This window comes from Bacillus cereus group sp. BceL291, assembly GCF_051776705.1.
In the GTDB taxonomy this organism is placed as follows: Bacteria; Bacillota; Bacilli; order Bacillales; family Bacillaceae_G; genus Bacillus_A; species Bacillus_A cereus.
In genome coordinates, this window is sequence record NZ_JBPWAP010000003.1 from 1 (window position 1) to 15,099 (window position 15,099).

A 15,099-nucleotide genomic window follows, 5' to 3' on the forward strand; every position below is an offset into this window, starting at 1 on the left:
GGTGGTCGGCAACACTCTATCTACAAATTTAAGTATCTCATAAAAATAGATACTCTTGGGTTTATAGGTACATCCCGTCCCTAAAAAACCTAACTTAATCATACGAGGAGGTGAGGAGAATGGAGGTAACTAAGATGTATAAAAATGATGCATTTAAAAAGTACTTAAACTTGGAAAAACCAAAGAATGAAGGAGAAAATGATATTTATGTTTACGGTACAATCGGTGAAAGTTGGTGGGAAGAATCCGTTTCGGCTAATGCGATTAAACGTAAATTAAATAATGTCAAAGATGGCGACATTCATTTATATATTAATTCATTTGGCGGTAGCGTATTTGATGGTATATCAATTTACAACCAATTAAAAAGGCATTCCTCAAAAGTCATTGTTCATGTTGATGGTATTGCAGCGTCGGCAGCATCATTAATTGCTATGGCTGGGGATGAAATTATTATGCCAGCGAATGCAATGCTAATGGTCCATCGGGCGTCTACATTTGCATGGGGTAATAGAGAAGTATTTGAACAACAATTAAATGCACTTGATAAGATCGATCAGTCCGTTACAAATACTTACATGAAACGTTTTGTAGGTGAACGTTCTGAAATGGAAGACTTATTAAAAAATGAAACATGGTTAACCGCAGAAGAGTGTAAGGCGTTTGGTTTGTGTGATGAAATTGCGGATGAAACAGAAGAGCCTAACGAAGAACCAAGTCCAGAAGATGTGAAAAATAATTTACTTCAGAAATACACAGCAAAGGCAGGGCAAAAAACGTCAAATCAAGTTGAGGGCGTTGAAGAGCCTAAAAAACCAATAACTAATATGATGATGAACTACTTAGAAAATAATAAGTAGTTCTTTTATTTTGGAGGGAGAATCATTTATGACGATTAAAAATCTAGATCGTGTAGATAACAGTATGGAAGACGTGAAAGACGAATTTAAAGCAGCAATTGAAAAGAATGATAATGAAGCATATGCAAAAGCCATGACGAAAATGGCGAATGTAATTCAAACAAACATTTTGAATGAAGTTACGCCAGCGGTTCAAACTGAAATTGCAAGTAATTTAAATAATCAAGCGGTATTAAACTCCCGTGGGTTACATGCTCTAACTAACGAAGAGCGCTCATACTACAATGAAGTAATTGCAAGTGGTGAAGCATTTGCAGGAGTCGAAAAATTAATTCCAGCGACAGTTATTGATCGCGTGTTTGAAGAGTTAGTAAGAAATCGTCCTTTACTTCAAGCAATTGATTTTATTAATGTAACAGGATTAACAGAATGGATTATGAAGAAAGGTGAAATCCCAGCAGCATGGTGGGGGAAATTATGCGATGACATTAAACAGGTCATTGATGAAGGATTTGAGAAAGTTCAATTAAACCTTTATAAATTAAGCGCATATATCCCTGTTTGTAAAGCAATGTTAGATCTAGGTCCAGAGTGGCTAGATCGTTATGTTCGTACGGTTTTGATGGAATCTATGTATATTGCTCTTGAACAAGCTGTCATTAGTGGTACAGGTAAAGAGCAACCTATTGGCATGATGAAAAATTTAGACGGGGCTGTAGTTGGTGGTATTTATCCAGATAAAACAGCAGTTGCATTAAATGATTTATCGCCCAAAACATTAGGTAAAGAAATTATGGCCCCTCTAACAAACAACGGAAAACGAAATGTAGCAAATGTAATTATGGTTGTAAATCCTATGGATTATTGGGCACGTATTTTCCCAGCCATTACTTTCCAAAATGCAAATGGGGAATACGTTCAAAATACAGCTATTCCTATTCAGTTTATCCAATCAACAGAAGTTCCTAATGGAAAATCAGTAACTGGGATGGCGAAAGATTACTTTCTAGGAGTGGGATCTACACAAAAAATTGAATTCTCAGATGAAGTGAAATTCATCGAAGACGAGCGTGTATATATTGGAAAACAATATGCAAATGGTCGTCCGAAGGATAATAAATCGTTCCTTGTGTTTGATATTAGTAAATTAGGAGAGAAAGCAAGTACTCCAACGGCTTAATGGTTAGAAGGTGATACAAATGGATAATCTTTTGCAAGAATTAAAAGACGTTCTTAAAATCACATGGAATGAAGAGGATGCTAGTTTAATAAAACTTTTGGAAAAAGGAGAGGCGTATTTGTCAGGATTAACAAATGCGTCTTTTGATTTTTCAAAGGAGCTAACCCCGAAAGATTTGCTATTAGAGCGTTGCAGGTATGTTTATAACAATGCAGGTGATGAGTTTGAAAAAAATTATAAAAAAGAATTATCCAGGCTTATTTTAGATGTGGCTTTAGGAAAAGTTGGTGTAATCAATGGCTCTAAAATCGTATAGAGAAACTTTAAATGATGGATTTCTACAATACGGATATAAAAAAACAGAGCGTTCAGAAGAGGGGAAAAGAATAGGTGAGAAGTTTCGTGAAGAAGGAAAGCTTGCCTATAAAGTGATGTCTTTACGGGACAGTGATTACAAAATGGTGGGCGTTTTAACAACGGGATTAGACTTAAAAGTTAAAACACTGTATCCACCTTCCTTTAGAAAGATAAATAAAAATAAACTTAAGGTATTAATGGATGGAATCGAATATGACGTGATTAAAGTGGATCATGATTCTAACAAACAATACCTTTTCTTTTATTTGCAGCAGGCGGTGAAATCTCGTGAATGAAAAATCTAAAAGGCTTATGAAGGAGCAGAGAAGTGGCATTAAAAAAGCCCTTGAAGACGGATTTAAGCTTTTAGTGGTTGAGGATGAACTAGCAGAAGATGAGGAATCGCAGTTAACAGAAGAGGGATACAACTGTTTTATTTTGGAATATGGTGAGTTTCGACCGTCTTCTAATGAGCGTACAATTTCTCAAAGCATATATGTTAGTTATTTATCGGAAAATCAATCGAATTTAGATGAGCAGGTCATTGATATTATTTCATGGGTTGGCAAGGTGAAAATGGTATCCTTTGTAGTTTCTAAAAGCGATCGCCTTCAAGTGAAAGATACAGATCGTTTTATTGATCGTGTTGTTTTTACGTTTAAGAGGGTGATTCCAATTGAGTGCATTTGAGCTTGATTATGAAGCGATAGAAAAGCTTGAAGAAAAAATGCGGTTATTACCAAATAAGATGGAACCTACAATCAATACCATCCTCCACACGGAAGGTATACGAATTGCAATAGAAGAGATTACAAAGCTGATTCCGGTATCTCGTTCTAAATGGAGTGTTCGAAATAAAACCCATGCAAAAGATAGCAACTGGTCCAAAAGCGAAAAGATGAATTTAGGTTTTAGGATATTGGCCCGTGGTGGAGCAGCTAATAAAAAAGGATCGTTTGGTTATCTAGTCTTTCCAAACGAAGGAAGAGGTTCGCATAATCCTTTAGAACAGCGATTTGCGGAGCGTGGGATTGTAAACGCTAGGCCAAGAATTTTAGGAGAGCTACACAAAGGTGTAGATACAGTATTGGAGGAGGAATTTTAAATGGTTAAAGTAATTGAAGAATTTGATTCCGTGTCGATTGCGAATGCAAGTATTCAATTTAAGAAGAAAGGAACGCAAGAGCTAGGAACAAAATTTGGATGTGTAGGATCAATTGAAGGGGAACCAGAAAATAAGGAAATGAAAAAGGTATGTGGTGGCGTGACGTTGAAAAAGAAAGCGAAAACCACGGAACTTAAAGTTACTGTTTCAGCGTATATTCCTGTTAAAGTAGCAAGAGATTATTTTGGTTTTAATACAACTGGATTAAAGCCGGGTGTATGGGCGTTCGGTAGTGATTCAAAGGGATATGATTTTGTATTTACGGCTGACGTAGTAGATGAGTTTGAAGATGTTGTAAAACTTATTGCGTTTCCAAATTGCTCAAACTCCACTGGTTTTAAATTTGCTATTGCAAATGGTGAGGAAGAATTGGCAATGATGGAATTAGAATTCTCGGCTTTACCAGATGATTTAAATAAATTCTATTATGAAGCGTTTGTGGATGAATTAGCAGATGCAACAGTCGCTCAAAAGTGGCATACACAATTTAATTCAGCTCTTGTTAAAGGAACAGCTTCAGCTTAAAGCCCTAGCTTCATACAGGGCTTTTTCTTTTGGATTTAAATGAGAAGAAAATGAAAGTGAGGAAATAGCAGATGAAAGTACAAAAAATAACATTAAAAGAAGTCGAATTTGTAGAAGTAGAAGGTGAGTATGAAAAACGTTTTATTAATAAACAGAACTATCCGGCGTTTTTAACCAATTACGCTTTAAAAAAGGGACAAGAAGAAGGGCTTATTACTAGTTCAATTATTGCTGATATCGTGAAATTCCAAGCATTAGATGGATTAAGAAATGAGGATAATAAAGATTTATCAGCTTTAGAACAAATCGATCAAACAAGTATTCATAAAGTGATTTATATGGCGTTTAAAGGCGCAAACCCAAAAGAAAAGTTAACATTTGATGATTTCTTACAGAAGTATCATGATTCATTAGCAGAATCTATGGAACTATATACGAAGCTGGTTGTTGATGTAATTAGTCAAGATCCAAATCAATTTGCCGCAGCATTGAAAAAAAGTACAAATAGCGGCGGTAACGGTGAAAAAAAGTAAAAAATCCAGACATTAAAATCGAATGTGTGGAAGATAAATACGTCTTGTATTGTCTAGTCTCTGGAATAGATCCAGAGACTTTTTGGCATGAGCCAATTTCGTCTGTTGAGCGTATTTACGCGGGGATTACAGCGTTTGAAGCATGGCGTAACAATCCCAAGTAAAGGTAGGTGAGAAAATGGCAAGAAATAATTCGGAAGTTGAAGTTATATTTAAAGCGCAAAATAAAGATTTTAATGATGCTATGAAGGGCATGAATCAGGAAACTAAAAAACTTCGTCAAGAAATGAAATTACAAGAAGAGCAGATGAAGTTAAATGCTACTGATTCAGAAAAACTACAAGCAAAACTTCAAAATCTTTCCCAACAATATGCAGTTGCACAAAAGGCTACGCAAGCAACGGCTGAACATTTACAACGTGCTAAAGAACTGTACGGAGAAAATTCTACTGTTGTAGCAAAGCTGGAATCGAAATTACGAAGTCAACAAATAACAGAACAACAGTTAGCGAATAGTATTAAACAAACTTCTGAAAGTTTAAAACAGGCGAGAGATGCTGAGCAGGAAAGAACAAGTGAAACAGCTAAAGCAGCTCAAAAACTGAAAGAGCTAAAAGGACAGGAAGAACAGTTACAATCTTCTCTTTCTAAGTTAAATGCTCAATACGAGTTGCAAAAAGCAACGCTTGGTGAGAATGCTTCAGAAATAGAAAAGTTACGTTTAAAAATAGATAACCTTGGAGAGCAACATACTGTTGCAGCTAGTAAAGTACAAAACTATCAGAAACAGTTAGATCAAGCCAAACAGCAGTATGGTGAAAATGCTAGTGAAATCCAAAGATATGAAACGCAGCTAATACAAGCTCGGACAGCAGAACAGCAGTTGCAGAATCAATTAAGTGCGACAAATAAAAGTTTGCAGGAACAAGAAAACGCAACGAAACAGTTAAAGACATTCTTTGATGCGACTGAAACGAGTGTAGATCATTTTGCAAATGCATTAGGAAATAACCTTACAAACGCAATACGAAACGGTACAGCGACAGCTAGGCAGTTAGAACAAGCGATCCAAATCATCGGCCGTGAAGCATTAGGTTCAGAAGCAGATATTGAGAAATTACAGCGATCTCTTCGTTCAATAGATGATGGAAACTCATTACAACAAGTTCGAAATGACTTGAGAGACATTTCACGAGAAGCAGAAAGAGCATCGCACAGCTTTAAAGAATTAGATATCGGTTTAGAAAATATTCTTGGTGGATTAATGGCTGGTGGTGGTATTTCAGGAGCCATTGAGCAAGCGCTTGATACTTCTAAATTAAAAACAAAAATTGACGTTTCTTTTGAAGTTCCAGCATCTTCTAAAAAATCGGTAGAAGAAGCAGTTCGTGGTGTAGAAGCCTATGGTGTTGATGTAGAGGAAGCACTGGAGGGTACACGTAGACAATGGGCGTTAAATCAAACTGTCAGTGATAAAGCTAATGCTTCCATTGTAAAAGGAGCAGGAGCCATTGCAAGTGCTTATGCAGGTATAGATTTTACTGAGTTAATTCAAGAAGCGAATGAAATTGGTAATGAATTAGGGATAACTAGTGATACGGCTTTAGGGCTAACGAATCGTCTGTTGAAAATTGGCTTTCCTCCTGAGCAATTAGACATTATTGCTGAATATGGTGGGCAGCTAACACGAGCGGGTTACAATGCTGAAGAAGTACAAGCGATTATGGAGGCTGGTGTTGATACAGGTACCTGGAATTAGATTATAGTTCCCTTGTATGGCGACATACAATGAAAAACTCCTTTAATTCAGTGGAACTCTCAAATGAGACAATACTGAGCGAAGCCTTTTAATTAAGGAACGTGCAACGACTAGTCGAGAGACGTAGGGTGTAAGCAAACGACACTCGAAACGGGGAGCAACTCAAGTAGTTGAAGATATAGTCTAATCTATGCGGTGACGTATAGCAGTTCATAAGAGAACGGGCGTGATGTTGCGAATCACGTTGACTACAAATGATTGATAATCTCTTAGATGGATTAAAAGAAGGCCGTGTTAAAGCGGCTGAATTTGGTCAAGGTGTCGACAAGTCTATGAAAGAAGCTCTTGAAGGTACTAAAATATCGGCTGATCAGTTAGAAAAGTGGGGCAAATCTGTCGCTAAAGGCGGTAAAGAAGGTTCAGCAGCTATGACAGATATTGCTAAAGCATTGGCTAGTATTGAAGATGAAACAAAGCGAAATGAGATTGGTGTTAAGCTTTTCGGAACGATGTATGAAGATCAAGGCCAGAATATCACCAATACACTTATTGGCGCTCAAGATAAAGTTATAGATTTAAACAAGAATCAAGAACAGCTAAATGAAATGATTAAGAAAATGGATGCCAGCCCAGCTGTAAAGTTTCAAAAAGCTATGAATGACTTAAAAATGGCACTTGAACCTGTTCTGGGCGTCATCGCGGATGTAATTAGTGCTTTTGCGGGATTTGTTTCAGAACATCCAGCATTAGCGGCAGCTATAACAACAATTGTAACTGCGCTCGGAATTCTTGTTGGAGCATGTATGGCGTTAGCCCCAGTATTTGTCACCTTATCCAGTATAGCTGGTATATTGGGTGTAAGTATTGGGGCTGTTGCTGGTCCAGTTGCATTAGTAGCAGGTGGAGTGATAGCCGCATCGGCAGCTATTGCTGGATTGGTCATTTGGATGCGAAATTTATGGCAGACCAATGAAGGTTTCAAGAATAGCATAAATGGTGTAATTGCAAGTACACAAAGATTTATAGATACGATGGCTTCATTAAGTAATTATCTATTTCAGACGGCAAAAACCGGAGATTATCTAAATGTATGGATTACTAATTTACCAGAAGGATTTCAAAAGGCGGCTGAAATAATAGGGCTGGCAGTCAGCAAGATACGTGAAGCGTGCCTTCATCTTTTTGATGCAGTAAAAGCTGTTTTTTCGGGAGATTTTAGCCAGTTAGGTGAAATTTTCAAGACGATTGGCCCTACTATAGCGGGAGCAATTATTGGTGGGCTTCCTGGTGTTCTCATCTCTGTATCTCGTTATTTGCCAGCCATTGCAGAGTATTTGAATGCAAACTCCGGAATTATAATTGAAACCATAACAAATATTTTTACCAATATAGCTAATTTCGTAACAACGGTATTACCGCAATTTCTTGAAGCAGGATCACAAATGATTTCAAACCTTGTAAACGGTTTGGTTGTAGCGGCTCCAATTATGCTCGAAGCTATCGTTGGGATTATAAATACAATTTCGCAGATGATTGCTACCTATCTCCCCATGATTGTTCAAATGGGAATACAAATCATTCAAACTTTAATTTCTGGGATTGTACAAGTCTTACCTACTCTGATAGAAACAGGACTTCAATTGATTCTAACTTTAATAAACGGAATTATGCAGATGCTTCCACAGTTAATCCAAATAGCTGTAACGATTATTCAAACTATTATTAATGGAATTATGTCATTTTTACCCCAGCTAATTGAAATGGGAATAAATTTATTAGTTTCATTAATCACAGGAATCACACAAGCTTTACCTATGATTGCTTTAGCGATTATTACAGTCATTACAACTTTAATTGAAGCCATTACAGCGAATTTACCTATGATAATTGAAGCTGGTGTTAAGGTTTTAACTAGCTTGATAGACGGAATCATTAAAATGCTACCGCAACTTATTGATTTAGCGATAAATCTTATCACCAAAGTGGCGGATACTTTATTAACAAACTTACCTAAAATAATTGAATCCGGTGTAAAGATTTTAATGGCCATTATTGATGGAATTGTAAAAGTGTTACCACAGCTTATAAATGCAGCATTAGATTTAATTGTCAAAATAGCATCTACATTAATTGCGAACTTGCCGAAGATACTGGAAGCAGGCGTAAAGATTTTGCTTATGTTGATTGCTGGGATTGTAAAGGTGATACCGGAATTAATTGCAGCCGCATTAAAGCTAATTGTTACTTTAGCAGGAGAGTTAATTAAGAATCTACCTAAAATCCTTGAAGCTGGTGTTCAACTAATTTGGGCTTTAATAAAAGGGATTGTCAGCATGGTAGGGCAATTAGGTTCGACAATTGTAACAGATATTGTACCGAAAATCGTTGACACATTAAGAAAAATCGATCTATTTAAGATAGGTAAAGATATCATAAGTGGATTGATAGATGGTCTAGGTAGCATGGCTGGTAAAGTGTTAAGTAAGGTGAAGTCTATAGGTAACGATATTCTTGATGGTTTTACTTCCTTCTTCGACATCCATAGTCCATCTCGAAAAATGAGGGATCAGGTTGGTAAACAAGTTGGTGCGGGGCTTGCTGTTGGTATGGAACAATCAATTTCAACAGTTCTTGCAGCAGCTAAAAACTTAGCGAATTCAGTATATTCAGTATTAGAAACAACATTAAATACTTTCAATAGCTCCACTGTAAATGACATGATGAATAACAATCCTCTTCGGAGTTATTTTGAAGCAATTTTATATGATGGAGATTATCTTAATGATTGGATTACTCATTTACCAATGGATATGAGAGATGCATTAAAAGCAGTTGGGAAAGAATTAGAACAGTTCACTCTTGATGGAGTAGAAGACGATAGTCCTATTGCGCGGTATATTCGTAGCATACTAGAGGGGGGAGACCCAGCTCAAGATATACTAAAAGAATTTAACAATTCGAATAAGTGGCTAGAAATTGGTAAAAAAATATCTAGTTTCAGAGAGCAAATTTTTAGAGACTTTTATAATGCTCCAAACCAAAAGACAAACAAAAGTAATGGGTTACAATCCGCACTTAATAATATTTCAAACATGGTTGATGATACTTTTAAAAAGTTGAATTTATATGGGATAAACAAACAAGATAACATCGCTTCTAATCTGTCAGCATTAGCGACAGGAGCAGTTCAACCGATTGTTCAACAAATTGATAGCGGTCCTGTAGAAATTAATTTTTATAACACAATTAATAATGAACGTGATGTTGATCGCATGTTTGAAAAAGCAAATGATTGGTTTGCTGAGCGTGGCCGTAATGTAAAAATAGGAATAGGGAGGACTTAAATTGCTAGACATAGGTATCGATAATCAGTTAGCAAGTGACTATGGAATATGTATGGTAGAACGCCCTGTTATTCCTACAGCAGAACAGGAAGTAGAACATATTGAAGTGCCGGGTAGACATGGTTCACTTACAAAAAAAGGGGCGTTTAAAGACGTCCCTTTAAAAATAAAGTTCAATATGCTTGAAGATGAGAATATTAAGCCATTAGTTCGGCGCATGAAGGCTTGGTTGATGAATGGCAAGACACTATATTTTACAGATGATGATGTGTATCGAAAAATTAAACATGTTGTAGTAGGTGATATTGCAAATGAAATTGAAGAACACGGTGAGTTTGAAGTCGACTTTAAGCTTGATCCGTTTGAGTATACAGAAGATGCAAACATAATGTTGAGTACTCCTGGATCTATTTATAATCCAGGTACAATGGAATCAACTCCAATGTTGTTTGTTGCTGGGAATGGTACAATTCGAATTTTTATTAATGATGTTTCTTTTCAGATTAAAGATGTAAATGGTTCTGTTGTAATAGATTCAGAATTATTAGAGGCATACAGTGGCACAGTATCAATGAATGATAAGATGATTGGTGGTTTTCCAGAATTCCAAATAGGAGAAAATAAAATAGAGTGGTCAGGTGCTATTCAATTTATTTCAATTCAACCAAGATGGAGATATAAATAATGATTACTTTATATAAACCAAATGAAACAGATTTTACGCATAACGGAATTGGTGTTTTAGATAAACATATTTATAGTGCAACTGTTGAGGAAGAACTCAACGGTTTATTTGTTTTTAATTTTAATTATCCTTTATTTGCTCCATATGGAACGAAGATTGACGGAATGAGCATCATAAAAGTTCCTACTCCTGATGGGGATCAGTTATTTCGCGTGGTGACTCCTAAAGTGAGTATGGGAGAAATCAAAGCGGTTTGTTACCATATTTTTTATGATTTAACGGAAAACTTGATTGAAGACATATTTATTCAACCCACAAATGGTAGTGCGGCTATGGCTAGGTTATCATCAGGTTGTCAATATAAGCATCCTTTTACTTTTTATTCTGATGTAACAAATATATCCACCGCACGTATTGTTCGAAAGAATCCAGTTGAAGCAATGTTGGATACGAGCCAAGATAACTCATTCGTAAATCGATGGGGTGGCGAATTAAAAAGAGATAACTTTGATGTAAAGATGTTGAAAAGCCGAGGATCTAACCGTGGAGTAGTTATCAGGCATAAAAAAGATTTGTTAGGGTATGAGGGAAGTGTGGACTGGAAAAGCCCTACTACCAGAATTATGCCACAAGGGTTTGACGGATTGTTATTACCAGAAAAATATGTAGATAGTCCACTGATTAATAAGTATCCACATCCGAGAATACGAGTTATTGAATTTAATCATATAAAAGCAGCTATTGGTAAAAATGCAAATGATGAAGACGCATTACCTGTAGAAGAAGCATATAAAAGGTTACGTCAAGCCGCTAAAGCAATGTTTGATATTCAGATGATAGATCAACCGAAAGCGACATATAAGGTTGAATTTCAAGAGTTGTCTCAAACAGAGGAGTATAAAGAATATAAAATTTTGCAGCGTGTCTGGATGGGCGATATTGTTACAGTTAAACATGAGGAAGATGGTATTGATATTCAAGCAAAAGTCATTGCGTATAAATATGATCCGATTAAAAAGGAATATATCAATGTAACCATTGGTAACTTTAAAGAATCTTTTACAGATATGGCTGGTAAGGTAGATCAAATTCAACAAGATTTATCCAATATGCCAGGATCTTTACTGGATGCAGCGAAAGAAAATGCAACAAAACTAATCAATTCAGGATTTGGTGGAAATGTTCGTGTATATCCAGACCGAATTCTAATTATGGATACAAAAAATGAAATGACAGCTTCAAAAGTGTGGCAGTGGAACATAAATGGATTAGGGTATTCATCAAACGGGGTAAATGGTCCTTATGAAATAGCAATAACAAAAGATGGGCGTATTGTTGCGGATTTCATTACTACGGGAGTATTGACTGGAAATGTGATTAGAGGTGGAGAAATAACAGGAACTACTCTTAGAACTGCCAATGATTCTAATTATGTCTCTATTTCCAAACAGTTTATTAGGTTAATGGAATCGTATATCACTCGGATTTTCATGGGCTATTATATAAATCAAAGTAATGTCATGCAACCCACTATTGTATTAGGTGGCAACAATGATATAACAGCAACGCAGGGTGCAGTGTTAGTTTACCAACTCGAAAGTTCTCCAAAGTCAGGAGGAATCGGAATCTCAAATGGATACCTAAATGGTGATCCAAACAGAGTCTATTTTTCAGCGGGCCTTGCGTTTAATCAAAATGGACATGCAGAACTAAGGGCGGATCAAAGCCTAGAACTAGAGTCAAAACAATCCTATGCTTCTTTGAGAAGCCAAAATAATCTTTTTCTAGAAAGTAGAACAGGTGGTGCTTATTTCACTGCAAAAGAAGGGTTTAATTTCCGCCAAAATGGAGATCGAGTTGTGGATTTGAAGTTGACACCTGGTGGAGATAGCGACATCGTATTTCAGAACATTTTATTACGGAACAACAGAAATTATGATAGTACTTATGTGCAAGTGAAAAGTGCAGGGGGAACTTATTTCAACGGTGTTTTAGCAGCAGATTTTAAAGTATCTTCTAAAAAGAAATATAAAACAAATATACGTGATATTAAATTTGATGCGTTAGAGAAGGTAATGGGCTGGGAAATTAAACAGTACAACCTTAAGACAGAAGTAGCCGAGTTGTATGATATGCGTATGAAACGTAAAGAAGGAGATCCAATCCTTACAACAAATGATATTACAACTCATTATGGACTTGTACTTCCGGATGAATCAAAAGAAAATGGTGTTGGCATCTATGGAATGATTTCGCAGACTGTTAAAGCATTTCAGGAGTATGTAACCAAAACAGATGCTAGAATCGAAGAATTAGAGCCAATAAAGCCTAAAGGGAATGTAAAACACAGGAACAAAGTAAAACGTCAAAGAAGACCGCCTAGACGCGTGAAAAGGAATAGTTAGAGAGAGGTGTAGTCATGCGAAATGAGGAAATTATTATAGATTTAGCAGATCCTGTGTTTACCAAAACAATTCGTTCGAGGCAAAATGATAAAAACGGATTGAAGATTACTGTAAATGTAAGAGAAAAGGGGCAACTTGTTGATTTAACAGGGTATGCAGTGAAGTACGAAGCGATTAATCAAGTCGGACTATTCGTTCGAGATGATGCCCAAATAGTCGATGCAAAGAATGGTGTATTTTCATATACGTTGTCCTCACAAGCTGTTTCCACATCGGATGATTGGACAGCTTATTTTGTTATGGAAAAAAGTACAGAACGAATGAGTACACCAGACATTCGGATTACATTAAGGCGAGATGTAAAAGAAGGTAATATTAAAATCGAAAACTATATTTCTGAGTTTGAGATTATTAAGAAAACATTAGACGAGTTGCAGCAGAAATTAAATGCTATGGATGTTGTTAGGAAAAGCGGAGACACCATGCCTGGCAACCTCTTGTTTGACAGGGCAGGCACAGCTAATACTAACAAAATAGCATTCTCTACGGCAGGAATTGAAGAGCTCAACTTCTACCAAACAGGGGATGGTTATTACGGGATTAGGGATGTTAAAGGAAATCAAGGTGTTTGGGATTATAATCGTAACAATAAAACCTTTAATGTTTCCGCTAATACAAACCTTGTTAAGAAAGCTGGCGACATTATAAATGGATTACTTGAATTTAAGATCGATAACGCAATTGTGCTGGGAAGTCGTTCTTATAAGACAGTCATTCGCAAAGGGGCGCAGGGAGAGCTGATTTTTGCTCCTTCTACAAAGGAACAGGGGGATACTTGGGATTGGTCCAAAAGAGTAGAATTTCGAACTGATGGAACAATTAAACAAGCAACTGATACAGGGTGGATTAACCTTTCAATAACTGGAGCGGAAAGTGTCGCTGATAGAAATATGAAATATAAAAAAAGTGGTGAGCAGATATCTGTCATTGGATCAGTTAGAAATCCGACAAATACAACAGTATTCGCAACCCTTCCGGCTGGATTTCGCCCTGTCCAAAATATTGCTTTCCCAGCACTTGCTTATGGCAATGGACCAACAGTTTGTGAAGTTACAGTTAAAAGTGATGGTGGGATTTTCGTAAATGGTGTTCAGAGTGGTAATACAATTCATATTGCGATGAACTTTTTAATTTAGTTATTACAGATTAAGCGTGCATAAGCAGGCTTTTTTATTTTGTATAAAATAGGGCTTTGATTCAATTCATCAATCAAGAGGAGTGATTTCACTTCTCTTTTTATTTTGAGGAGATGATCAGTGTGAAACGAATAGTAGACCAAGTAATTTATGAAAAGCATGTTAGCCAAGAAAATAAAAGCCTAGTCAAAGATTTTCTCATTGAAAAGAAATCACAAGGGAAAGCGGCAAGCACTTTACAGCAATACAATTGGGATTTGCGAATTATTTTGTTTCTAATACATCAACACTTTGAAAATAAAAATCTGGTTGAATTAACACGTAAAGACATTCGAAACTTATCTATTATTTTTCAAGAGATGGGAATGTCTAATGCGCGTGTAAATGGATTGATGAGTGCTTTACGTTCAGCACTTGAGTTTTGTGCAGATGATGATGACTATGATTATGAATTTAATGTAGGTTCACGGGTACGTGGTTTACCTAAGAACCCGATTAGAGAAATTACATTTATTACTGAGGATCAGATTAATTGGTTAATCGATGAATTACTTGAGCAAGAAAAATATATGTTAGCAACGTATTTAGCACTTTCTTATTACAGTGCAGCTAGAAAGAATGAGGTATACCAGGTTCAAAAAGAAGGGCTGACAGAACAATATTATACAAATGTGGTACGAGGAAAACGCGGTAAGAAGTTTAGATTATATTACAATCACCGGGTGCAGAAATGCATTCGTTTATATATAAATCAGCGAGGTAAGGATACTATTCCAGATTTGTTTGTGCGTGTTTATAAGAATGGTGAGAGAAAAAGATTGAACAAGAGTGTATTTAATTATTGGTGTGACATATTTGCTAAGATGCTGAACGAAAAGGAAGGGAAGGAATTTAAAATGAATCCTCACTGTTTCCGACATAGCAGATTAGATAATTTGAAAGTACAAGGAGTGCCACTTGAAAAACTAAAATCACTCGCTAACCATTCTGATATTTCCACAACTGAATCTTATTTAAAAGATAGAAGTGAGGAAGATATTGCAGAGATATTTGGAATGGACCCAAGTTGCTTTGCAGCTTAAAAAGGAGA

General features: G+C 36.2%; 14 protein-coding genes. All 14 read left to right on the forward strand.

Annotation, left to right across the window (positions count from 1 at the left end; genetic code table 11):
* Positions 1-119: 119 nt before the first annotated feature.
* The 14 genes from ACS2CR_RS03410 to ACS2CR_RS03475 all read left to right on the forward strand — a co-directional run bounded on the left by ACS2CR_RS03410 (position 120) and on the right by ACS2CR_RS03475 (position 15,091).
* A complete protein-coding gene (locus tag ACS2CR_RS03410; RefSeq protein WP_309567871.1) occupies positions 120-860 on the forward strand; it encodes a head maturation protease, ClpP-related in 741 nt (246 codons plus the stop codon).
* A gap of 28 nt (positions 861-888) precedes the next feature.
* On the forward strand, positions 889-2,040 hold the full coding sequence (locus tag ACS2CR_RS03415; RefSeq protein WP_137070507.1) for a phage major capsid protein: 1,152 nt from the start codon (positions 889-891) through the stop codon (positions 2,038-2,040).
* 19 nt (positions 2,041-2,059) lie between these two features.
* Positions 2,060-2,356 carry a hypothetical protein gene (locus ACS2CR_RS03420; protein ID WP_153602404.1) on the forward strand — a complete coding sequence of 99 codons (297 nt, stop codon included), beginning with the start codon at positions 2,060-2,062 and terminating at the stop codon, positions 2,354-2,356.
* Positions 2,337-2,693 (forward strand): phage head closure protein, encoded by a 357-nt coding sequence (locus ACS2CR_RS03425; protein ID WP_153602403.1) that lies wholly within the window; start codon positions 2,337-2,339, stop codon positions 2,691-2,693. The genes ACS2CR_RS03420 and ACS2CR_RS03425 overlap by 20 nt, the downstream gene beginning before the upstream one ends.
* On the forward strand, positions 2,686-3,087 hold the full coding sequence (locus tag ACS2CR_RS03430; protein ID WP_306692831.1) for a hypothetical protein: 402 nt from the start codon (positions 2,686-2,688) through the stop codon (positions 3,085-3,087). The genes ACS2CR_RS03425 and ACS2CR_RS03430 overlap by 8 nt, the downstream gene beginning before the upstream one ends.
* Positions 3,074-3,502: a hypothetical protein gene (locus ACS2CR_RS03435; RefSeq protein WP_153602402.1), complete on the forward strand. Its 429-nt coding sequence runs from the start codon at positions 3,074-3,076 to the stop codon at positions 3,500-3,502. The genes ACS2CR_RS03430 and ACS2CR_RS03435 overlap by 14 nt, the downstream gene beginning before the upstream one ends.
* Complete coding sequence (locus ACS2CR_RS03440) at positions 3,503-4,087, forward strand: phage tail protein (RefSeq protein WP_153602401.1); 585 nt, start codon at positions 3,503-3,505, stop codon at positions 4,085-4,087.
* A 71-nt stretch (positions 4,088-4,158) separates the two neighbouring features.
* On the forward strand, positions 4,159-4,620 hold the full coding sequence (locus tag ACS2CR_RS03445; protein ID WP_000867964.1) for a hypothetical protein: 462 nt from the start codon (positions 4,159-4,161) through the stop codon (positions 4,618-4,620).
* A 178-nt stretch (positions 4,621-4,798) separates the two neighbouring features.
* Positions 4,799-6,379: a hypothetical protein gene (locus ACS2CR_RS03450; protein ID WP_153602400.1), complete on the forward strand. Its 1,581-nt coding sequence runs from the start codon at positions 4,799-4,801 to the stop codon at positions 6,377-6,379.
* 509 nt (positions 6,380-6,888) lie between these two features.
* Entirely contained in the window at positions 6,889-9,723 is a 2,835-nt protein-coding gene (locus ACS2CR_RS03455) for a phage tail protein (protein WP_309567877.1), read from the forward strand.
* Position 9,724: 1 nt separating this feature from the next.
* Positions 9,725-10,408, forward strand: a complete 684-nt coding sequence (locus tag ACS2CR_RS03460) for a phage tail domain-containing protein (RefSeq protein WP_153602398.1) — start codon at positions 9,725-9,727, stop codon at positions 10,406-10,408.
* On the forward strand, positions 10,408-12,813 hold the full coding sequence (locus tag ACS2CR_RS03465) for a phage tail spike protein (protein ID WP_153602397.1): 2,406 nt from the start codon (positions 10,408-10,410) through the stop codon (positions 12,811-12,813). The genes ACS2CR_RS03460 and ACS2CR_RS03465 overlap by 1 nt, the downstream gene beginning before the upstream one ends.
* A gap of 14 nt (positions 12,814-12,827) precedes the next feature.
* Positions 12,828-14,009 carry a BppU family phage baseplate upper protein gene (locus tag ACS2CR_RS03470; protein WP_153602396.1) on the forward strand — a complete coding sequence of 394 codons (1,182 nt, stop codon included), beginning with the start codon at positions 12,828-12,830 and terminating at the stop codon, positions 14,007-14,009.
* 122 nt (positions 14,010-14,131) lie between these two features.
* A complete protein-coding gene (locus tag ACS2CR_RS03475) occupies positions 14,132-15,091 on the forward strand; it encodes a tyrosine-type recombinase/integrase (RefSeq protein ID WP_140159426.1) in 960 nt (319 codons plus the stop codon).
* Positions 15,092-15,099 lie beyond the last annotated feature (8 nt).